19 protein-coding genes and 2 tRNA genes are annotated in these 20,666 nt (G+C 65.3%); 15 read left to right on the top strand and 6 right to left on the bottom strand.

What is annotated here, in order from left to right; translation table 11 throughout:
* Positions 1-28: 28 nt before the first annotated feature.
* The 4 genes from VGD28_RS08920 to terL all read left to right on the top strand — a co-directional run bounded on the left by VGD28_RS08920 (position 29) and on the right by terL (position 5,362).
* The gene (locus tag VGD28_RS08920) at positions 29-2,971 is read left to right on the top strand and encodes a phage tail fiber protein (RefSeq protein ID WP_331027988.1); all 2,943 of its coding nucleotides are present in this window, start codon (positions 29-31) and stop codon (positions 2,969-2,971) included.
* A 125-nt stretch (positions 2,972-3,096) separates the two neighbouring features.
* The gene (locus VGD28_RS08925) at positions 3,097-3,381 is read left to right on the top strand and encodes a hypothetical protein (protein ID WP_331027989.1); all 285 of its coding nucleotides are present in this window, start codon (positions 3,097-3,099) and stop codon (positions 3,379-3,381) included.
* Positions 3,378-3,644 carry a hypothetical protein gene (locus tag VGD28_RS08930; protein ID WP_422663736.1) on the top strand — a complete coding sequence of 89 codons (267 nt, stop codon included), beginning with the start codon at positions 3,378-3,380 and terminating at the stop codon, positions 3,642-3,644. The genes VGD28_RS08925 and VGD28_RS08930 overlap by 4 nt, the downstream gene beginning before the upstream one ends.
* Positions 3,641-5,362, top strand: coding sequence for a phage terminase large subunit (terL, locus tag VGD28_RS08935; protein WP_331027991.1), 1,722 nt, complete (start codon positions 3,641-3,643; stop codon positions 5,360-5,362). Before VGD28_RS08930 ends, terL begins: the two co-directional genes overlap by 4 nt.
* Before the next feature lie 69 nt (positions 5,363-5,431).
* Here terL and VGD28_RS08940 read toward each other — a convergent pair whose 3' ends face one another.
* Positions 5,432-5,740 carry a hypothetical protein gene (locus tag VGD28_RS08940; RefSeq protein ID WP_331027992.1) on the bottom strand — a complete coding sequence of 103 codons (309 nt, stop codon included), beginning with the start codon at positions 5,738-5,740 and terminating at the stop codon, positions 5,432-5,434.
* Between the two features lie 102 nt (positions 5,741-5,842).
* Between VGD28_RS08940 and VGD28_RS08945 the strand changes: the two genes are divergently transcribed.
* From VGD28_RS08945 to VGD28_RS08975, 7 genes are all read left to right on the top strand, one after another.
* Positions 5,843-6,052 (top strand): hypothetical protein, encoded by a 210-nt coding sequence (locus VGD28_RS08945; RefSeq protein WP_331027993.1) that lies wholly within the window; start codon positions 5,843-5,845, stop codon positions 6,050-6,052.
* Between the two features lie 1,355 nt (positions 6,053-7,407).
* Positions 7,408-7,629: a hypothetical protein gene (locus tag VGD28_RS08950; RefSeq protein WP_331027994.1), complete on the top strand. Its 222-nt coding sequence runs from the start codon at positions 7,408-7,410 to the stop codon at positions 7,627-7,629.
* A gap of 306 nt (positions 7,630-7,935) precedes the next feature.
* A complete protein-coding gene (locus VGD28_RS08955) occupies positions 7,936-8,187 on the top strand; it encodes a hypothetical protein (protein WP_331027995.1) in 252 nt (83 codons plus the stop codon).
* A 40-nt stretch (positions 8,188-8,227) separates the two neighbouring features.
* Positions 8,228-9,820 (top strand): hypothetical protein, encoded by a 1,593-nt coding sequence (locus VGD28_RS08960; protein WP_331027996.1) that lies wholly within the window; start codon positions 8,228-8,230, stop codon positions 9,818-9,820.
* A 27-nt stretch (positions 9,821-9,847) separates the two neighbouring features.
* Entirely contained in the window at positions 9,848-10,867 is a 1,020-nt protein-coding gene (locus VGD28_RS08965; RefSeq protein WP_331027997.1) for a M28 family peptidase, read from the top strand.
* Positions 10,868-11,170: 303 nt separating this feature from the next.
* The gene (locus VGD28_RS08970) at positions 11,171-11,542 is read left to right on the top strand and encodes a hypothetical protein (RefSeq protein WP_331027998.1); all 372 of its coding nucleotides are present in this window, start codon (positions 11,171-11,173) and stop codon (positions 11,540-11,542) included.
* Position 11,543: 1 nt separating this feature from the next.
* Positions 11,544-12,821: a site-specific integrase gene (locus VGD28_RS08975; RefSeq protein WP_331027999.1), complete on the top strand. Its 1,278-nt coding sequence runs from the start codon at positions 11,544-11,546 to the stop codon at positions 12,819-12,821.
* Positions 12,822-12,843: 22 nt separating this feature from the next.
* Here VGD28_RS08975 and VGD28_RS08980 read toward each other — a convergent pair.
* The 4 genes from VGD28_RS08980 to VGD28_RS08995 form a co-directional block, all read right to left on the bottom strand.
* Positions 12,844-12,920, bottom strand: a tRNA-Met gene (locus tag VGD28_RS08980).
* 69 nt (positions 12,921-12,989) lie between these two features.
* Entirely contained in the window at positions 12,990-13,496 is a 507-nt protein-coding gene (locus VGD28_RS08985) for a 2'-5' RNA ligase family protein (RefSeq protein WP_331028000.1), read from the bottom strand.
* A 200-nt stretch (positions 13,497-13,696) separates the two neighbouring features.
* A complete protein-coding gene (locus VGD28_RS08990; RefSeq protein WP_331028001.1) occupies positions 13,697-15,646 on the bottom strand; it encodes a potassium transporter Kup in 1,950 nt (649 codons plus the stop codon).
* Positions 15,647-15,763: 117 nt separating this feature from the next.
* Complete coding sequence (locus tag VGD28_RS08995) at positions 15,764-16,237, bottom strand: Lrp/AsnC family transcriptional regulator (RefSeq protein ID WP_331028002.1); 474 nt, start codon at positions 16,235-16,237, stop codon at positions 15,764-15,766.
* Positions 16,238-16,376: 139 nt separating this feature from the next.
* On the opposite strand from VGD28_RS08995, the gene ald reads away from it, so the two are divergent.
* On the top strand, positions 16,377-17,483 hold the full coding sequence (ald, locus tag VGD28_RS09000) for an alanine dehydrogenase (RefSeq protein ID WP_331028003.1): 1,107 nt from the start codon (positions 16,377-16,379) through the stop codon (positions 17,481-17,483).
* A gap of 69 nt (positions 17,484-17,552) precedes the next feature.
* Here ald and VGD28_RS09005 read toward each other — a convergent pair whose 3' ends face one another.
* Positions 17,553-17,930, bottom strand: a complete 378-nt coding sequence (locus VGD28_RS09005; RefSeq protein ID WP_331028004.1) for a hypothetical protein — start codon at positions 17,928-17,930, stop codon at positions 17,553-17,555.
* Positions 17,931-18,315: 385 nt separating this feature from the next.
* On the opposite strand from VGD28_RS09005, the gene rpsA reads away from it, so the two are divergent.
* The 3 genes from rpsA to VGD28_RS09020 all read left to right on the top strand — a co-directional run bounded on the left by rpsA (position 18,316) and on the right by VGD28_RS09020 (position 20,661).
* Entirely contained in the window at positions 18,316-20,031 is a 1,716-nt protein-coding gene (gene rpsA, locus VGD28_RS09010; RefSeq protein WP_331028005.1) for a 30S ribosomal protein S1, read from the top strand.
* 208 nt (positions 20,032-20,239) lie between these two features.
* On the top strand, positions 20,240-20,518 hold the full coding sequence (locus VGD28_RS09015) for an integration host factor subunit beta (RefSeq protein WP_331028006.1): 279 nt from the start codon (positions 20,240-20,242) through the stop codon (positions 20,516-20,518).
* 57 nt (positions 20,519-20,575) lie between these two features.
* Positions 20,576-20,661 (top strand) — tRNA-Leu (locus tag VGD28_RS09020).
* The last annotated feature ends 5 nt before the right edge of the window (positions 20,662-20,666 follow it).

Consider the following 20,666-nt stretch of genomic DNA (forward strand, 5'->3'; position numbering starts at 1 on the left):
GGCGCTCGCCCCTCCCCCAAAGGACACAATGGCAACCCAAGTAACCTACGTGGGTGACGGCTCGACCGTCACCTTCGCGATCCCGTTTGTCTACGAGGCGGGGGACATTGACCTCCACGTCGCCGTCGATGGTGTGGAGACGGAATTCACTCTCGACAACCCCGCGACAGCCCGCATCACCCCAGCGCCCGCCATCGGCGCGGCCGTCCGCATCTTCCGCAAGACCCCCTTCACGAGCCGCGACGTGGTCTTCGAGAACTCCGCGGTTCTGTCCGACGAGGACCTCAACCGCGCCGATGAGCAAATCTTCCGGCGCGTCGAGGAGGTCTCCGACGATGTCGAGGATACCAAGCAGCGCGCCGTCATGGCCCCGGAGGGACAAGAGGGCTTCACCTTGGGAGGCGTTGAGGCCGGGCAGGTCCTTGGTCTCGTCGACGGTAAGCTCGTCGGGGTCCCCAACAATGCCGGCGAGTTCATCGAGGACGCCACCGCCGCCCTGCAAGCGCTCCAGACGCTTCGCGACGAGGCGGAGGGTATCGCGGACGACGTGGCCGAAGCCGGAGCCGCCGTCGCCGCCGATCGCGCGGCCGTCGAGGCGGCGCGGGCGACAATCGAGGACGACGTCAACACGGTGCAGGGCGTTGCCATCACTCGGCAGTTCTACCCTGGCGCGCGGGGGGATGTCCCGCAGGGCCTCACCGGGGCCACCATCGGCGCTGCCGGCAGCGGGGGAGCGGATGGCAGCTATGCGGTCCCGCTCTCGGGCGGCAACCTCTCGGTCGACGCCTATGTTCGCGTGATCGTCGCCGGCGGCGCAGTAGCAGCGGTGGGCGTGGCCGCCCCCGGCCTCTACCTCGGCGACTCGCTCACCATCGGCACGGTCGACCTCTCGTCGATCGCCGGGCTGACCGGCGCGACCGTCAACGCCATTGGCGGCTATCTCGTCGCATCCGGCGAGTTCTACTACACGGACCACGCAAGCGACGACGAGCAGGTTGCCCGGTTCCAGAACCAGGCGAACGTTGCCGTGGAAGTCACCCCGTCGGTGTCCTTCCTCAAAATCGCGCTTGCCCGGAGCTACGCCGAGGCGGCACAGGCTGTCTACGACGAGTTCCAAAGCAGCCTCACGCGCGGCTTCAATGCGCTGGCAGAGCGCGTCGAGCCACTCGACAATGGCGCATGGCCGGATACCTCGTTCGGCGCGGCCCGTATGTTGTCCCCCGGCGCGTTCGACTGCGGGGGCGCTGACAGCGATATCGAACCCGGTGCGCTGATTTCTGGATGGGACGTCCGCCTACAGCTTCTTTCCGGGGCCTCTAAGCTCACCATCACGCTCCTGCGGTGCGCCCTGTCGTCGCCCTATATCAACGACCGACCTACGGCTGACGCTGGCTGGGAGGAGGTCATCCCCCCGTTCGATCTCACTGTGGCGTCTCTTGGCCTTACCGCCGGGCTTCCCGCCGGTCAGTGGGAGAACGCTCGCCTAGTGTTCCCGGAGGAGCCGGCGGCGGAGGACGGCTACGCCTACGTTCCCGTAATTGACGTCAAGGACGGCTCTAACGCCTCCATGAACTTCGGACGAGGAACGGTGGTAATTGCGTCCGGCAGCTACTCCGGGGCAGGCCGCAAGCAGGGCTGGGCGAAGCTGTTCGGAACTGACTGGAACGGACTCGGAGGCGCCCCGGACCATGCCTTCTATTCCCGCGTGCTGCAACGTCAGGTCGTCGATCCGGCTGCCTTGGAGGAGCGCATTGAGGTTCTCGAAGAGGCCATCGGAAGCGGCGCCGACCCCGCGTTGGCCGTCGACTTCCTGTGGCCAGACGAGTTCTGCGCCACGGAGGGCCGCCCGCTGTCGCTGTTCCTGGCGAACTCCGCGTCCAAGCGCATCGATCGCGACTCCGTCGTGTTCTCCCTCGGTAGCCTTGCGCACCCCCCGAAGCACTCGCTGCTCCGCGAGGGTGCGGGGATGCTGGAGATCGACACCGATCGCGTCGGCTCGACGATCCAGTTTCTCGCCCGCAAGCGGGGCGAGAAGAACACCCGCTACGTCAAGACGATGCCGGCGACGATTGTGCCGTGGGTCAGCGCCGCAGCGCCGCGCATCCTCATCATAGGAGATAGTCTTGGCCAGCAAGTGATCGCCGGCGCTCTCGCGCAGAACCTCGAAGCACGGGGGGCGTCCCCTCAATTCATCGGGACCATCCTGACGAGCGACTGGAACAACGCGGGGGGAAACGGGAACGGCGGTGCCAATGAGGTGCATCAGGCCGAGGCGCGGGGCGGCAAAGCCCTAGCCGACTTCACACACCAACGGGTCTACGACCCCGGGGTAAACTCGACGATGCGGCCAGTGGCCGAGGGTGGCGAAGCGGCCTACCTCGCCCTCACGGCGGCGCAGATCGTCGAGAAGATGAGCTACAATCCGTTCCTAAAGGCCTCGGCTGGGGCGGACAGCTTCAATGGGTATCGTTTCGACCTTGGGTTCTACCTGACGCGCTTCGGCTTCCCCTCCCCGACTCACATCATCCTCTCGCTCGGCACCAACGACCTCTTTCAGGGTCTCATGGGCGGCTATACGACGGGCCTCACGGCACTGTTGAACCGCATCCGGGCATACTCGGCGGACATCGAGATCATCCTGTATCACGATGCCTGGGGCCTCGGCCCGCAGTTCGAGCATCTGAAAGAGGGTCACTACGACATGCAGGTCGCCGCGGCGAACCTGATCCGGGACCGCGGGGACAGCAAAATCCACTGGCTTCCGGTCGGGCTGTTCATGTCGGAACAGATGGGTTGGAAGCTCACGGTAAGCGGCACTGACACCGACACCGGCCTCGCTACGGCAGGAATCAACATCGGCGAAGCCGGCGAGGTCCACCCGGCCTTCGCGAACGCCACCGACGCCGAATACGGCGTGAACGTCGCGATGGCAGCGGAAGCGCTGGCGTCGATGGTGGTCGCGACCACCTGACCAATCGAGGGGGATGCGCAGCCTGCGTCCCCCTCCACCTCCTACAGGACACCTTCATGTTTCATCACGGACCCCCACAGTTCGTCTCCGACGTTCTTGGGTTCCTCGCCGGCCTCGTTCCCGGCATGATCGGCGCCGCGCTGGGCGTCATCTTCCAAGGCGCCTTGCCGTGGACCCAGCGCATTCTCCAGTTCGCCGTCGGTCTCGTCGTTAGCCACTACGCGGGCGGCGCCCTTCTCGCGCTGTTCCCTGACTGGCCGACCATCGTGCAGGACGCGGTCAAGCTCGGCATCGGCATGTCCGCCTTTGAGGGCGCAAAGCGCTTCCGGCTGGCCCTGATCGAGGTCGCCAGCCGCGCGCCGGGGGACCTTTGGGATCACCTCAAGGGCCTGTTCGGCAAGAAGCCGTGAGCCGCGCGTCTGCCGACCTGCTCGACCTACTCCACGGCCTCGCGGCCGAGAGTTTGGTGGACGAGCTGGTCCGGGCGCGCGCCGCTCGTGATGAGGATGGCAACCCCGTCCCGATCAATCCGCAGCTCATCGACAAGGCCCTCAAGTTCCTCAAGGACAACCAGATCACAGCGCCGGCGTCGAACAAGCCGATGAATAATCTGGCGGAGACGCTGGGGGCACTCGATATCGACGAAGCGGCCCAGGAGTTCCGGCCACATTGACGGCCGTCGAGCAGCTCCAAGGGAGCTTCCTCAAGTTCCTCTGGTATGTCTGGAAGCACGTTCTGCTCCTCCCGGAGCCGACGCGCGTCCAGTTAGATATTGCCCGATATCTTTCCAACGGGCCGCGACGGCGCTTCATCCAGGCGTTCCGCGGGGTCGGCAAGACCTTCATCACGGCGGCCTATGTCGTGTGGCGGCTGTGGAAGAACCCGGACCTCAAGGTCGCGATCGTCTCGGCCAACGAGAGTCTCGCGGTCGAGATCGCCGGGTTCATCAAGCAGCTCATCGACCACCCCGCCGGCGACGACCTGTGGGCTGACCTGCGATCCCGTCCGGGGCAGCGGCAGTCCACCCTCGCGTTCGACGTGGGCCTCGCGAAACCCGACAAGTCCCCGTCGGTCAAGGCGATGTCGATCGTCGGGCAGCTCACCGGCTCCCGCGCCGACCTGACCATCTCCGACGACGTCGAGGTCCCGAAGAACTCGGAGACCGAGACGATGCGCGAGAAGCTGTCGGCGAAGACGGCCGAGTATGCGGCTATCACCAAGCCGGAGGGCGAGATCGTCTACCTCGGAACGCCGCAGTCGGAGAACTCGATCTATCGCGGTCTTCCCGAGAAGGGCTACGACGTCCGCATCTGGCCCGCCCGGTATCCCTCGGTGGCCAAGTTGTCCGCCTACGGGGATCACCTGGCGCCCATGCTGCGCGTCGATCTGGATGCCGACCCGAGCCTGTCGAAGGCTGTCGGCAGCACGCTCGGGGGTGCCCCGACGGACCCCAAGCGCTTCCACGACCTCGACCTGGTCGAGCGCGAGAACGAATATCGGGCCGCCGGCTTCCTGCTCCAGTTCATGCTCGACACGAGCCTGTCGGACGCGGAGAAGTATCCTCTCAAGACGCGCGACCTCATCGTGCTGGACGTCGACCGCAAGGTCGGTCCCGCCCGGATCGTGTGGGGCACCGGCCCCGACCAGCTCATCCGCGATATCGAAAACGTCGGCTTCGACGGAGACCGCTTCTACCGCCCGCTGCACATCGCGCCGGAGTATCTGCCCTACGGCGGGTGTGCGATGCACATCGACCCCTCCGGCCGGGGGCGCGACCGGACCACCTACGTGGTCACTCGGTTCCTCGCCGGTTACATCTTCGTGACCCGCTGGGGCGGCTATCGGGACGGCTACGGCGACGTGACCCTCTCCGAGCTGGCGAAGGTCGCCAAGGAGGAGGAGGTCAACCTGATCGTCACCGAAGACAACTTCGGCGACGGCATGTTCGCCAAGCTCCTCGAACCCCACGTCAACCAGCAGCGCCCCTGCCGGATCGAAGGGTTCCACTCGAAGGGCCAGAAGGAGGTCCGCATCATCTCGGCCTTGGAGCCGGTGATGCGCCAGCACCGCCTGGTCATCGATCAGACCGTGATCCGCAGCGACCTCAAGCAGCCGGCGGCACACTCGGGCTGCTACCAGCTCACCCACATCTCCGAAGCACGCGGCTCGCTGCGGCATGACGATATGGTCGACGTCCTCTCCATGGGCGTCCGACATTGGGTCGAGTATCTCAACGCCGACGCAGCCAAGGCGGCCGAGGACCGCCGGCAGAGAGAGATGGAGGAGTTCATGCGCAAGCGCCTCCAATGGACCGTCGGTTCCTCCTTCGAGCGCAAGCCGTCCACCCTAAGCGCCCGCAGGGGCCGCGGGAGGCCCGTAGGACGTCGATAGCGCGTTCTGGCGGCTACCACCCGGATTGCCCGGAACGAGTCCTAAGGACCTTCTCCGGGCAATCTAGGGCTATCGCTTGCGCGCCGCCAGCCTCGTATCTAGCAGGCGCCTCGTGGCGATCTCCCGCAAGGTCCCTTCGACCCGGTCGGCCACGCTCTCGGCCATGGCATCCGTCCTGACCGGCTCCTGCTTCCTGATGTCGGCCTTCGCCGCATCCCTCTGCTCCCGGCAGAGCAACAGCGAGGCACTCACGAGGGAGCCGGCGGGTTCGTCGAGGACGGCATAGCGGTCCACCTCGCGGAGGACGCAGGTGCGCCACAGATCGATCGAGGATGGTTGCGGGGCGGCTTGGGTGAGGAGCAGGAGTGCCGTGAGCATGGGCCGACCCTGCCCCGCCGCGGACTCCGTCGTCAAGACCGTTGAGGGGGACCTGGAGGAGGTGTATCTCTCCTCCACCCCCACGGCACCGACGAGGCACCCATGGCCCCCCTGCTCGATCTACAGACCGCAGCCATCACCCTCCCCCTCGACACAGTGCTGGAGGTCCTCAAGGGGACCCGAGGCTTCCCTGTGTCCGAGGAGACCATGGCCCTGATGAAGGTGGAGGTCGGGAGTGTGATTTGCGGGATGGAGAGCCTGGAGGAGGAGGTAGCCGAGGGCATCCTCAAGGACACGTTTGGGGAGCTGTAGGAGGTACTTGAGGATACCTTAAGATACACCCCTATAGATATATCCTATATATCCATCCCTCCGAAGGTCAGGGGTAATTGGCACCCGTCGGTTTTGGTGCAATTTTTCGGAGCGGCAAACGCGCGAACGTCGATCGGCAACTCCCCCATAGGGGGCGCAATGCCGGGCAGAGCCTCGGCCGCTGGTCGATGCCTGCCTTTCCTACCGCGCGGCGCGCCCTGCCCCGGCACGATACCCCGGCACACTTGCCGCGCACCCGCGGAAATCCGCCAATCAAATCCCCTCTGCGGGACTATGCGGGCGAGCCAAGGGCGCCGGCGGGGTGCGGTGGGAGCCGATGGGCTTGCTGCGTGCGCTCTCGCTTCCTCTTTGCCCTGCTTTTTTCGCCGCGCCCCTCGACACACCAGCGACGCACCGACAGCGCACCAGCGAGACACCAGTAGGGCACCAGCAACGCCCCGACACCGCGCCGACAGCGCTCTATGGGAACATGCCCTAGAACGCCCTGCAACGGCCCCTACAGCGCACCTAGAGCAATCCGGCCCGATCTATGCCGGGCAGGCGGAAAGCCTCTGTAGCGAGTCCGTAGGGCATCGTAGGGCATCGTAGGGCATAATGGGGTTCCCGGCGGGGATTTGAGGGGCGTCGATAGCGCCCTGGCAGCGTGCCGAACGGCCCTGCCCTGCATTTTTTTCGCTGCTCAAACCCGCAGAAAACAGCCATTTCTGAATTTTTTTGTTCGGAATTGCATTTTTCCGCTTGCAATCAATTCCACTATCCATATTTTCAGGATCACCGCAGCGGCGAGACGCCAAGCGGGACGGTCAGCCGGGACCGGGGCGCAAGCCGAACGCCGCCCTAGCAGGAAAGCAGCTAGGGGATAGTCGCAGGGATAGTTCCACCATCCCTCCTATAGCTTAGGCTCCCACCGGGCCAAAAAGAAACCGGCGGCGCACCAGCCTCCACCCTTGCCAGAACGAGCGAGGGCGCGACGAGATCGCGGCGTGAGGTCAGAGGCTCCCTGTCCGGCGGACGTGAGGGGAGCATCGGGGCGGGATTAGGGACAGCGGGAGCCATGACTTCGGGCCGCTGGCATGACCCTCAATACGGGACAAGCGAGCCGATCGGGGGAGCCTCTGTCCTAAACGCTGGCACGGACTTCAACCGGGGGCCGTGCCAGCCGGGAGATACCAGCTCCCGAACAATCAACGTCACGATCCGCCCCCTAGTGCGAAGGGGAAACCGGCGGGGAGCATATGGCTCCCTGCCTGCTCGCTTGGGTCGCCCGGTGAGCCATGCACCTCCCGCTCCGCATGGCTCTCCCGGCAATCCTGCCGAACGCGAAAGGAAATCGCATGTCCAACCATTATGAAACCCGTCACGACGCCAACGGCGTCAGCTACATCGCCAAGCTCGCCGAAAGCGGGGCCGAGTGCCGGGAGATCGTGTTCGCCGATGGCGTTCGCATTCACTATGCCGAGTTCGAGACTCGCCTGATCGGCGATGCCAAGCGCGGCGATTACCTTGAGGCGATGGCTCGCACCATCATCCGCTGCCACCAGCGCGGTGCGCTGTGAACCGCCCCGCTGCCGCCAACCGCATCCATCCCGTCGAGTTCGCCCTGCTCGCTGCCGTCGTCGCTGTCTTTGGCGCCGTCGCGTGCATCATGCACTCGGCCTGATAGTTCCACCATCCCAAGCGAAAGGAAATCGTATGTCTTTCTTGCAGTTTATCCGGAAACAGCACCCGCTCTTGCTCGCGACCTGGCTGTGGGCAGTGATCGGCATGGCCGGCGAGGCCGCGTCAGGGTTCGCGGGTGTTCGCGGGCTTCTCGGATTGATTTTCTGACCAGCCCTTCCGCCTTCCAGAGCAAAGGAACCGCAATGCCCTACTTGATCGAACGCCGCCGCCTCTACGGCTCCGACGAAACCGCCCTAACCGAGATGCGTCGGGTCGCCACCATCCCCGCCGCGCGGCGCGCCGCCCACGAGATCGCTTATCGCTTCTTTGAGGCGGGCTCGCTGCTCGATCGCCCGATCGCGCACAACACGGTCGCGGCAATCCTGCGGTGGGACGGCTCCACCGCCATCGATGTCACCAGCGGGGGCGAGCGCTTCCTGCTCGCGGCCCAATAGTTCCACCATCCCATAGGTTCGAGATTGAGGAGAAATCGAGATGACTAAGGTTCAGAACAAGGGCGCTGTGAGCGTCGAGACCATCGGCGAAGAAAACGCGCTGCTCTACGTCCTAAACCGCGATGTGAGCTTTGCCTGGTCCGGTCAGGTGCCGCGCAGCGAAGCGACGTTCTACCAGACGCACTGCCCGGAAACCCACAAGTTCCTGTTCAATGCGCCAGTGTGGAAGGTGCGTGAGTTCGGCGCGATGGAGACACGCGAGGATGTACCGTGGGCGCGCGAGCCTTGGTATCAAGCCAAGCGCTTCGATCACTTCGCGTTCCTCTCGGTCAAAGAGCCGGGCCTGATCGCCTACACCCAAGACGACCAAAAGGGCGCCCGCGACATCCAAACGCCGATCCGCGCGGGGCGCTATCTGCGCAAGTTTTTCGCCGACGTGCTGACCGAGGCGGAGATCGAAACGTGGGCGACCGAGGTGACGGTCATGGCCGGCAACATGGGTCTCACGATCACGCAGGACGCCGACGAGATCGAGGAGGTCTACACGAAAGGCCCGTCCTCGTGCATGTCCTATTCAGCGCGGCATTTCGACGGCCCCTGCCATCCCACCCGCGTTTACGCTGGCCCGGACCTCGCCATCGCCTACTGCGGCCCTTCGGACGGCGCAAAGCAACGCGCGGTGGTCTGGCCGGAGCGCAAAGTGTTCTCGACGATCTACGGCGGGGGCGCTGGCGGTGGCGTTCTGCGCGAGCTGTTGGAAGCGGCGGGGTATCGCGAAGGCGAGATCGATGGCGCACGCATCCGCAAGATCGAGGCGAACTACGGGTTCGTGATGCCTTACGTCGATGACTGCTCGTCGGCGCGCGAGGATGGCGAGTTCATCCGGCTCGGCGAGGGAGACCTCTGCACCCGTCAGACGAACGGCGTGACCGAGGACGATCGCGCGACGTGCGAGCATTGCGAGGATCGCTGCGATGACGATGACACCTCGCAGGTCCGCGTGAGTGACTCGTGGGGTGGGAACTATGAGACCTGGTGCAGCGGTTGCGCCGAATATCACTCGTTCTTCTGCGATCTGACCGATGAGACCTATTCGGATCACCGATACACCGCCGTCACGGTCCAGCCGGGCATGAACGCTTCCTATGAACGGACCGCCTGCCTGGAGCGTTGCGTAGATGAAATCGTCGAGATCGACGGCTCCTACTTCGACCGCGACGACACCTTCGATTGCGAGGATTGCAGCGAGACGTTCCGCACGGACGACATGGTTGGTGACTACCTCTGTGAGAGTTGCCACGGCCACCGCGAGGAGAACGGCGGGGAGCCGCGAGTGACCGCGGTGGAGACCGAGAGTGCTGGTCAGGCGCCGCTGCCTGTCGAAATGCCAACCGTCGAGACAGGCGAGTTCCGCACTTGGGGACGCCACCAAGGCGAAACAGTCTGGTTTGAGGTGGCGCTCTCCGCGGCCGAGACCGGCTCCCGCCTTTATCGCTACATCGGGACCGAGTGCGAAGCTCACGCCACCGCGGCCGTCCTCGGCGCGCAATATCCCCTCGTCACCTACCTCGTCCAACCGGCGCACCTTCCGGCCCCCACGACGATCGCCGATGTCCTCGCGGTCGCTGCCTGAAACCTCCACCATCCCAAGGAAAATACCATGACCGTCAATCTCACGCGCCGCGAGCGCCTGCTCGAAATCCTCTCGTGGGCGCGCCCGCATGACAGCGAGATCGAGCGGCGCTTTGCCCGCGAGTTCCTCGACAGCGTGCCGGGGATGCAGGCCGACGCCTTCGGAAATCGCTGGATCGACGCCGGCGAAGCCGCCCCGCATGTCATGTGGTCCTGCCACATCGACACCGTCGCGGCCAAAGGGCAATGCCAGATGCTCGCGTTCGACAGCGACAGCGGGGTCGTCTCGCTGGCCAAGGGCAAGCCGGGGATGTCTCTCGGCGCGGATGACGGTGTCGGCGTCTGGATGATGTTGGAGATGCTCAAGGCGGGCCGTCCGGGCCGCTATGTCTTCCATCGGGGCGAGGAGGTCGGCTGTCTCGGTTCCCGCCATATCGCCGACAAGGAACCGCAAATCCTCGACGGCATCCAGATCGCGATTGCGCTCGACCGCGCCGGAGAGCGGGACATCATCACGCACCAGCTCGGCGCGCGCACCGCGTCCGATGAGTTCGCCGCCAGTTTCGCGGCGCAGGTCAATGCGCGGGGGTTCCTCGACATGCGGGCCGATGACGGCGGGGTCTACACCGACACGAACGAATATGCCGGGGTCGTGCCGGAATGTACGAACATCTCGGTCGGCTACCACGGCCAGCACGGCCCCCGCGAAACACTCTCGGTCTACTTTGCGGAAGCCCTGCTCGACGAACTGATGCGACTCGACGTGAACGCCCTGGTCGTCGCACGCGATCCGGCGGAGATCGAGGACGACTATTGGCAGCAATGGGAGCCGCGCCGGACGCAGCGCCGGGGCGAATACCACGGCATGGAGGACATGCTCGACGCCATCGTGGAGTTCCCGGAGGTCGCCCGCGAGATGCTGCTCGACCTTGGGATCACCCCGAGGGACTTCGAGGATGCCGTGTGGGACGCACTCGACCGAGATCGTGACGGGGACGACCGACGGGCCTCGGAACGGGACGAGCGGAAACTGTCTTTGATGGACTAATCCCGAAGGTTGGCTGTAGCCAACTATTGGGCTGGGCGAACTATCTTCCGTGCGCTACTGCTGGGGAGCGGTGAGAAAAACCGCTGGGGTTGCAATGTTGGATTTCGCCTGCTCGAAGGGTTCCATCGAGAACGGAGCGGGAACATATGAACATTAACGAAATGCGTATGACAGCGGGACCCGAACCCGCTAACGACACGTTCGGCGGCTTGAGTCCGCCGGGAAAGGGAGATCATGTTAATGAACGCTACGGAGACGGCCCCGCGCAAGGGGCGCCCGCCTTCGAGCAAGCTAGGGCAGCACGTGGCCGAGTTTGGCGACTTCTCGGCCGCGCTGATCCGGCTCGGGGAGATGATGCCGGAGCGAACGACAATCGCGCAGGCTAGTTTCTTCCTACTCGCCGCCCTCGCCGACCTGGCAGGAAAGCCGGCTCGGTTCTCGGACATTCGAGAGGCGGCAGGCGGACATCTGAACCGATCCATGCATACGACCTACAAGCTGTTCCTCGGGGGCGTTCGGCGCCGCCGGACCACGAACAACGCCGAGGGTCTAGGTTGGCTCTACCGGGAGGAAAACCCGGCGGACAACCGCGAGAAGTTCCTCAAGCTCACGCCGGAGGGACGCCAAGTAATGCGTGACCTGCTGGCCGCGCTGACCGGAAAGGAAGTCTGGTGACATGACCCAAGTGAAAACCAAGCCCTCGGGCATCAAGTACCTCGACGTCGAAGTGCCGGACGGCGAAGGCGGGCTTCGCCGCGCGAGGATCAGCCTCGACACCCGCGATCCCGCCGAGGCGGAGAAACAGCGCCGCGCGTGGATCGCCGGCACGCACCCGAAGCACCCCGCGCAGGGCGGCGTCGTCGCACCCAAGGGTCGCAAGCCGCAGCGCGATACTTCCACCATCCGCAAGGACGGGACGACCCTCTATAACTGGCTTGAGACCTGCTTGGAGGAACTGTGGGCGCCCCATCTGGTCAAGGCCGTTGCCACCCACCAGAGCAACGTCCGTATCCTGCAACGCCACTTCGGGGCAGATGCACTGGTCTCCGAGCTGACCGCGCAGCGAGTCGCGGACTTCGCCAAAGAGCTACGGGCCAAGGGCTACGCCGAGGGCAGCATCAAGAAGCTGCTTGGCACCCTCTCGCGCGCCCTGCGGCACGCCTCGAACTCCCTCGACGCCGCCGGCGGCAAGGTCCTCGACAACCGCCCGAATTTCCCGACGATCTCCGTCCGCAATAAGCAGGACCGCGTTGTCTCCCGCGTCGAGGAGACGGCCATGTTCGACGCCATCGACGCGCGCCTTGAACGCGAACCGAACCGCCCTTGGTGGCGATTCAAGATGCTGATCGTGCTGATGATCGACGGCGGGTTCCGCCTCGGCGAGGCGCTGTCGCTCGGCCCGCGCTCGATCCGCGACAAGCGCTGGCTCGATCCGGTAACGGGCGCGGCGCGCGGCGGGCGCTTCCTGGCGCTCGATCGCTACGCCACCAAGACCGACCGCCCGCGCGAGGTGCCGGCGACAGCGCGCATCCTCGCCGCCCTGCCCGCGCTCAACGCGCAGGCCGTGAGGGGCCAATGGTTCGGATGGGGCAAGCGCACGACCGGGCCGTGGTATCTGTGGGACAACATCCGAGACGATCTGGCCAAAGCCGGGCACGACTTCTCCGATGTTCGGCTCCACACGCTGCGCCATACCTGCCTGACGCGCCTTGCCGAGGGCGGCATGGACTTGCTCGCGCTCCGCGATTGGGCCGGGCACAGCGACATCAAGATCACGGCGGAACGCTACATCCACCTCATGTCGTCGCATCTGTATCGGGGCGCGGCGATCCTCGACTCGGCGCCGGTGCTGCAAGAACCAATCGACGATTCAAATGGAGGACATTCAACCAATGAGAACTATAGGGATAGTGGAGGTAACTGCGCCACCGTGGCCCAGGCACACTTGCATTGAACCGCAGAAATGCGTGGATGGATGGTAGCGGAGGAGGGACTTGAACCCCCGACCCCAGGATTATGATTCCCGTGCTCTAACCAACTGAGCTACTCCGCCCTACCAAGGCGGCCCGCCGCCTGTTCTGGCGCGGGCGAGCGGCGCACATAAGTGGCGATTCCGGCCCGGTCAAGCGAACATGTGACGCGACAGCAGCTCCCACGGCCCGCCACGATAGCGCCAGGCCGCCAGACCGGCGATCTCCACCTCGCGCACCCGGAATTCCTTGCCCAAAGCGCCCAGCAGCAGCTTGGCCATCGACGGGGCGACCTTGTTCTGGATCGTCACGTGCGGCCGCCAGCCACCCGCATCCTGCGGCATCAGCAGGCCCGCGAACGCCTCGCACAGATCGCGCCGGATCGCGACGAGGCCCGGCGATTCGATCCGCACCGCGACCCCTCGCCCCAGCGACATCAGCCCGGCCGCCTTCGCCGCCGGCGCACGCAATCCACGGGTCGCCCCGGTCAGGCGATGCTTGAGCTCATCCTCGACCGACGGCGGCAGGTGGTGGAACAAGGTCAGATGCGCAGGGAGCGCGTTTCGCTCCGGCGGATAGTGCTCGCGGCGGAGCATATCGAACGCCGCCTGATCCGCACGCCCCAGCAGCGCCGTCACGATGATGGGAGCGGCGGGCATCCCTAGTCGTCACCCCGGGCCTGTGCCGGGGTCCGCATTTGTCGATGATCGCTCAGCGTAATCCTCCCCCGCCGGTGAAGGGGCGCCGAAGGCGTCGGAGGGGGAGGACTCTCCAACGATCGTTCCGGCATCCGCCCCCTCCGTCAGCTTCGCTGACACTTCCCCCTGGCGGGGGAGGATTAGAACCAATGTATCCGCCCTCAAATCTCGACCTGGCTGCCCAGCTCGACGACGCGGTTGGTGGGCAGGCGGAAGAACTCCATCGCGCTTTCCGCGTTGCGCAACATCCACGCGAACAGCTTCTCGCGCCAGATCCGCATCCCCGGCCGCTCGGACGGCAGCAGCGTCTGGCGGGAGAGGAAGAAGCTCGTGTCCATCATGTTGAATGCGCCGCCGCATTTGCCGCCGCACGCGCCGATCGCCTTGAGCGCGCCGGGCACGTCCGCCTCCTGCATGAAGCCGTAATAGAGCAGCATGCGGTGGAAGCCCTGCCCCAGATCGTCGATCTTCACCCGCGCCTCCTCGGCGACATAGGGCATGTCGGCGATCTTCACGGTCAGCAGGATCACGCGCTCGTGCAGCACCTTGTTGTGCTTGAGGTTATGGAGCAGCGCGTGCGGCACGCCCTCGGGGGTCGAGGTCATGAACACCGCGGTGCCGCCCACCCGCGTCGCCGAACCCGCCGCCGACTGGATGAACACCTTGATCGGCATCGCGCTCTCGCGCATCCGCTCGACCATCAGGCGGCGGCCCTTGGCCCAGGTGGTCAGCAGCGTGAAGATGATGACGCCCGCGAACAGCGGGAACCAGCCGCCGTCCGGAATCTTGGTCAGGTTCGCGCTGAAATAGGCGAGGTCGATCAGGAAGAACACCGCGAGGAACGGGATCGCATAGCGCTTCTTCCACTTCCACAGGCTGAACAGCACCACCGCCAACAGGCAGTTGTCGATCAGCATCGCGCCGGTCACCGCGATGCCATAGGCCGCGGTCAGGTTGGACGAGGTCTGGAAGGTCAGCACCAGCACGATGATCGCGATCATCAGCGCCCAGTTGATCAGCGGGATGTAGATCTGCCCCGCGGTCGATGCGCTGGTGTGCGCGATGCGCAGGCGCGGGATGAAGCCGAGCTGGATGCCCTGCTGCGTGACCGAGAAGGCGCCGGTGATCACCGCCTGCGACGCGATGATCGCCGCCATCGTGGCGAGGCCGACCAGCGGCAGCCGCAGCGATTCGGGCGCGAGCATGTAGAACGGGCTCTGCAGCGCCGTCGCGTCGCGCATCAGCAGCGCGCCCTGCCCCATATAGTTGAGCATCAGCGCAGGCAGCACGAACCACAGCCACGAGATGCGGATCGGCTTGCGCCCGAAATGGCCCATATCGGCGTAGAGCGCCTCGGCGCCGGTCACGGCCAGCACCACCGCGCCCAGCGCGAGGAAGGCGGCGAAGCCGTCGATCAGGAAGAACTGGATCGCATAGTGCGGCGAGAAGGCCCAGAGGATCTCCGGCGTCTGCACCGCGCTCAGCACGCCCAGCGTCGCGATCGTCGCGAAATAGGTAAGCATGATCGGCCCGAACAGCGCGCCGACGCGCGCGGTGCCGGTCCGCTGGATCGAGAACAGCCCAACCAGCAGGCCGACCGCGATCGGCAGGATCCAGTCCTTCGCCGCAGGCGCGGCGACGGCGATGCCCTCGACCGCCGACAGAACCGACACCGCCGGGGTGATCATCGAATCGCCGTAGAAGAGCGCGGTCGCGAACACGCCGAGCAGCACGATCCCCGCGGTCCAGCGCTTCTGCCCGCTTGCGCTGTTGATCAGCGCGAGCAGCGCCAGGCTGCCGCCCTCGCCCTTGTTGTCGGCGCGCATGATGACCGTGACGTATTTCAGCGTCACGATCAGCAGCATCGACCAGAACATCAGGCTGATCACGCCCATGATGTGCGCTTCGTCGAGCGTCAGCGGATGATGCCCCGCAAAGGCTTCGCGGAACGCATAGAGCGGGCTGGTGCCGATGTCGCCGAACACGATCCCGATCGCACCGACGACGAGCTTCCACATCGCCGCCTCGCGGCCATGCCCATGATGCTGGTCGGGGGTGAAATCGGAAGACGAGTCGGCGGTCGTCTCGGGGCTTCCGTTGGCCTCGCTCACGGGAGAAACTTGCGTACCGTGGCGAGCAATGCAGTGGTCATGTCAGACCGGCTACCTGTCCGTTGAAACGGCGGCGCAGTTAGCACGTGCAACATCGGGGCGCAAATAGGGCGGGATTCAGCGTCCCGCAGCGGGAAACAGCGCGTTCGCCTCGCTCCGCGTAGGCACCGCGCGCAGCACGAAGCTGGAGCTGATCTTCACCACGCCGGGCAGCCGCCCCATCTCCTCGCGATGCAGCCGCTCATAATCGTCCAGATCGCGGCACAGCACCTTGAGGCGATAGTCGTAGCCGCCCGAAACTAGCGCGCATTCGACGATCCCGTCGATCTGAGCGACCGCCGCCTCGAACCGCGCCAGATCCTCGCCCACTTCGGTGCCGAGCGTGATATCGACCATCGCGGTGACGCTGTAGCCCAGCCGCCTGAGCCCCAGCCGCGCGCTGTAGCCCAGGATATGCCCCGACGCCTCCAGCGCCTGGATGCGGCGCGTACACGCCGATTGTGACAGCCCCACCTGCCCCGCGATCTGGCTGACCGGGGCGCGCGCGTTGATTGCCAGCTGTTTCAAGATCGCTTCGTCAATTCGGTCCATGCTGCATAAATTCCACGCATTCCCTTCCTCTTTAGGATATTCATGCAATCCTGTCGCGCAAGGCACATAAGTTTGCAGAGATTCACGGCGACATCCTGCGTTACCCTCGCTCCGAAACTATCGAATCCGGAGAGTGAAGATGCGCGTCGGCGTTCCCAAGGAAATCAAGAATCACGAGTATCGCGTGGGCCTGACGCCCCCGCTGGTCGCCGAGCTGACCGCATCGGGCCATGAGGTGATCGTCGAGACCAGGGCCGGTTCGGGCATCGATTTCGAGGACAGTGACTATGTCGCCGCCGGCGCGCGCATCGTCGCGACTGCGGCCGAGGTGTTCGCGCAGTCCGACATGATCGTGAAGGTCAAGGAGCCGCAACCCCAGGAAGTGGCGATGCTCGAGCCGCGCCACACGCTGTTCACCTATCTCCACCTCGCGCCGGATCCCGGGCAGGCGGCAGGCCTGATCAAGTCGGGCGCGACCTGCGTCGCCTATGAGACGGTCACCGCCAATGATCGCTCGCTCCCGCTCCTGAAGCCGATGAGCGAGGTCGCCGGCCGCATGTCGGTTCAGGTCGGCGCGCACTATCTCGAGAAGGAGCAGGGCGGGCGCGGCGTGCTGCTCGGCGGCGTCCCGGGCGTCGCGCCGGCCAAGGTCGCGATCCTCGGCGGCGGCGTCTCGGGCATCAATGCGGCGCAGATGGCCACCGGCCTGCGCGCCGACGTCACAATCTACGACATCAACAATGCGCGTCTCGCCGAACTCGACATGCATTTCGGCAGCCAGATCAAGACCGCCTATGCCAGCAAGGCGGCGATCGCCGCCGCGGTCGCGAATGCGCATCTGGTGATCGGAGCGGTGCTGGTGCCCGGCGCCGCCGCGCCCAAGCTCGTCACGCGCGAGATGCTCAAGACGATGAAGCGCGGCTCGGTGCTGGTCGACATCGCGATCGATCAGGGCGGCTGCTTCGAGACCAGCCATGCCACCACGCATGACGACCCGGTCTATGAGATCGACGGCGTGATCCACTACTGCGTCGCCAACATGCCGGGCGCGGTGGCGCGCACCAGCACCTTCGCGCTCAACAACGCGACGCTGCCGTTCGTGATGAAGCTCGCCAATCTCGGCGCGGAGAAGGCGATGGCCGCCGATCCGCACCTCGCCGCCGGCCTCAACGTCTACAAGGGGGCGATCACCCACGAGGCGGTGGCCGAGGCGCTCGACCTGCCCTTCACGGCCTGGAAGCCGTAAGCCGTTCGCTCGCCGCCGCTTTCCTCTTCCCGGGCGGCGGCGGGCAACCTCTCGCTCAGCCGCGAGCGCTCAGTCGAGCGCGGTCAGCCACGTCTCCGCCGCATGGGGCGACAGGAAGATGTTCTGATACTCAACCAGCGTGCGGCGCAGCTGCATCTTGAGCAGGCTCGATTCCACGATCAGCGCGACCCGGTCCCCGGTGCGGTAAAGCGCCAGATTGCCCATGCGCATCCGCTCCGCGGCTTCCTGCGTGCGGATCGGCGAATTGCGCAGGTCGGCAAGCACGCGCACCCGGCCGAAACGCAGCCGCACGTCGCGAACGATATCGCCCAGCACCGCAAGATAGCGATCGACATCGGCGAGCTGCTGCACGGCGACGCTGTTGATGCGGAGGATCTTGAGCCGGTCGTCGCGGACGATCTCGTAAAGGCCGGGCTCCGATGCCACGACCTGACAGTCCTCACACACCGCCGATGTTGACACCGGTGCCACAACCCCTCCCCGAATATCTAGCTGGGCGGGCGGTTTGCCCGATCAGGGTAAACAATCCGTGAGGACGGGCGTGATCGAGGACAGGCGGGGAGATTTCCTTGCCTTTCGCGGCTGCTGCGGCTAAGGCGCGCCCCGTCCGGCGAGTGGGTGCTCGCGGAGGGGGGCGCGGAGAGATGATCTCACGCGCCATTTTCGCTTTGAACGAAGCGTCATGCCGCCTCCAACCGCATCCGCTCTTCGGATGCCGTGACCGGCATGCGGCCGCCACGGCGTTTCGGCCTTCAAGACCGCTGGACCCAACCAGCCGGCCGGAAAAACGATAGTTAGGACTGAACCCTTTATGGCCACTTCGGCAAACCCCACGCGCGACGATTTCGCCGCGCTTCTCGACCAGACCCTTGGTCAGGCGGACGGCTTCGAGGGCCGTGTCGTCATCGGCACCGTCACCGCGATCGAAAACGACCTCGCCGTCATCGACGTCGGCCTCAAGAGCGAAGGCCGCGTGCCGCTGCGCGAGTTCGCAGCCCCCGGCCAGAAGGCTGACCTCAAGGTCGGCGACGAGGTCGAGGTCTATGTTGACCGCGTCGAGAACGCGAACGGCGAAGCGATGCTCAGCCGCGACCGCGCCCGCCGCGAAGCCGCATGGGACAAGCTCGAGCTCGAATTCAGCCAGGGTAACCGCGTCGAGGGCGTGATCTTCGGCCGCGTCAAGGGCGGCTTCACCGTCGACCTGTCGGGCGCCGTGGCGTTCCTTCCTGGCTCGCAGGTCGATATCCGTCCGGTGCGCGACGTGCAGCCGCTGATGGACCTGCCGCAGCCCTTCCAGATCCTCAAGATGGACCGCAAGCGCGGCAACATCGTCGTGTCGCGCCGCGCCGTCCTCGAAGAGAACCGCGCCGAGCAGCGTTCGGGCCTGATCCAGAGCCTCGCCGAGGGCCAGGTCATCGACGGCGTCGTCAAGAACATCACCGATTACGGCGCGTTCGTTGACCTGGGCGGCATCGACGGCCTGCTGCACGTCACCGACCTCAGCTACAAGCGCGTCAACCACCCGTCGGAGATGCTCAACATCGGCGACACGGTGAAGGTGCAGATCATCCGCATCAACCGCGACACGCAGCGCATCTCGCTCGGCATGAAGCAGCTCGAGAGCGATCCGTGGGATGGCGCGGGTTCCAAGTATCCGGTCGGCGCCAAGCTGTCGGGCCGCGTGACCAACATCACCGAGTACGGTGCGTTCGTCGAGCTCGAGCCGGGCATCGAGGGCCTCGTCCACGTCTCGGAGATGAGCTGGACCAAGAAGAACGTCCATCCGGGCAAGATCGTCTCGACCTCGCAGGAAGTCGATGTCGTGGTGCTCGAGGTCGATCAGGACAAGCGCCGCATCTCGCTGGGCCTCAAGCAGGCCCATCAGAACCCGTGGGAGGCCTTCGCGGCTGCCCATCCGGTCGGCACCGAGGTCGAGGGCGAGGTCAAGAACGCCACCGAGTTCGGCCTGTTCATCGGCCTGGACAACGACGTCGACGGCATGGTCCACATGTCGGACATCGCCTGGGGCATTTCGGGCGAGGACGCGCTGGCGCTCCACCGCAAGGGCGAGGTCGTCAAGGCCGTCGTCCTGGCCGTCGAGCCGGACAAGGAGCGCATCTCGCTCGGCATGAAGCAGCTTGAGCGCGGTGGCGTGCCCACCGGTGCGGCTGCCGCCGGTGCCGGCGCGCGCGTCAACAAGAACGAGGTGGTGACGGTGACCGTGCTTGAGGTCCGCGATGCGGGCCTCGAAGTTCAGGTCGGCGACGATGGCGCGACCGGCTTCATCAAGCGCACCGACCTTGGCCGTGACCGCGACGAGCAGCGTCCGGAGCGCTTCCAGGTCGGCCAGAAGTTCGACGCGATGGTCACCGGCCTCGATCGTTCAAAGAAGCCGACCTTCTCGGTCAAGGCGATGCAGATCGCCGAAGAGAAGCAGGCGGTTGCGCAGTATGGCTCGTCCGACTCGGGCGCGTCGCTGGGCGACATTCTCGGCGAAGCGCTCAAGGCGCGCGAAGAGAAGAAGTGATTATGTGCGGGGCGGGCGGATTTTTCCTGTCCGCCCCGCCAATCATTTCAACGGCTTCGCTGCCGATCATTCAAAAACGGGATTCCCGCCGTAAGATTCGATTGATGCAGGTGAGGAATCGGGCCTAAAATCAGTCCCACGCTGCCCCCCGGCAAGGGCTGAGATATGTTTACCCGGCATGACACCGCCGGGCATTTGGGGACACGGAATGATCCGTTCTGAACTCGTGCAGATGCTGGCGGCTGACAATCCCGGCCTGTCCGCGCGCGAGATCGAGCGCATCGTCGACACCTTCTTTGAAGAGATCACGACGCGCCTGGTCGCTAATGGCCGGGTCGAACTGCGCGGTTTCGGAGCCTTCTCCACCCGTGCCCGCGATGCGCGGACCGGCCGCAACCCCCGCACCGGCGAGACCGTCGATGTCGATGCGAAGCGTGTGCCCTATTTCAAGCCGGGCAAGGAAATGCGCGTCCGCCTGAACGTTTAGCGCCGATCCCAACGCGCTTGGCACCCATCCCCTGACCCGATAGAGCCGTTCCCACTTGCGGGCGTGGCGGAATGGTAGACGCACCGGACTTAAAATCCGTTGGGCTTCGGCCCGTGGGGGTTCAAGTCCCCCCGCCCGTACCAGCAAC

The organism is Sphingomonas sp. (genome assembly GCF_036402235.1).
Lineage (GTDB): Bacteria > Pseudomonadota > Alphaproteobacteria > Sphingomonadales > Sphingomonadaceae > Sphingomonas.

Coding starts and splice junctions, on each gene's coding strand:
- VGD28_RS08940 (WP_331027992.1), bottom strand. CDS start 5,740: ATGCTCACGGCACTCCTGCTCCTCACCCAAGCCGCCCCGCAACCATCC.
- ald (WP_331028003.1), top strand. CDS start 16,377: ATGCGCGTCGGCGTTCCCAAGGAAATCAAGAATCACGAGTATCGCGTG.
- VGD28_RS08960 (WP_331027996.1), top strand. CDS start 8,228: ATGACTAAGGTTCAGAACAAGGGCGCTGTGAGCGTCGAGACCATCGGC.
- VGD28_RS08995 (WP_331028002.1), bottom strand. CDS start 16,237: ATGGACCGAATTGACGAAGCGATCTTGAAACAGCTGGCAATCAACGCG.
- VGD28_RS08965 (WP_331027997.1), top strand. CDS start 9,848: ATGACCGTCAATCTCACGCGCCGCGAGCGCCTGCTCGAAATCCTCTCG.
- VGD28_RS08985 (WP_331028000.1), bottom strand. CDS start 13,496: ATGCCCGCCGCTCCCATCATCGTGACGGCGCTGCTGGGGCGTGCGGAT.
- VGD28_RS08920 (WP_331027988.1), top strand. CDS start 29: ATGGCAACCCAAGTAACCTACGTGGGTGACGGCTCGACCGTCACCTTC.
- VGD28_RS08955 (WP_331027995.1), top strand. CDS start 7,936: ATGCCCTACTTGATCGAACGCCGCCGCCTCTACGGCTCCGACGAAACC.
- VGD28_RS09015 (WP_331028006.1), top strand. CDS start 20,240: ATGATCCGTTCTGAACTCGTGCAGATGCTGGCGGCTGACAATCCCGGC.
- VGD28_RS08950 (WP_331027994.1), top strand. CDS start 7,408: ATGTCCAACCATTATGAAACCCGTCACGACGCCAACGGCGTCAGCTAC.
- rpsA (WP_331028005.1), top strand. CDS start 18,316: ATGGCCACTTCGGCAAACCCCACGCGCGACGATTTCGCCGCGCTTCTC.
- VGD28_RS08945 (WP_331027993.1), top strand. CDS start 5,843: ATGGCCCCCCTGCTCGATCTACAGACCGCAGCCATCACCCTCCCCCTC.
- VGD28_RS08975 (WP_331027999.1), top strand. CDS start 11,544: ATGACCCAAGTGAAAACCAAGCCCTCGGGCATCAAGTACCTCGACGTC.
- VGD28_RS08925 (WP_331027989.1), top strand. CDS start 3,097: ATGATCGGCGCCGCGCTGGGCGTCATCTTCCAAGGCGCCTTGCCGTGG.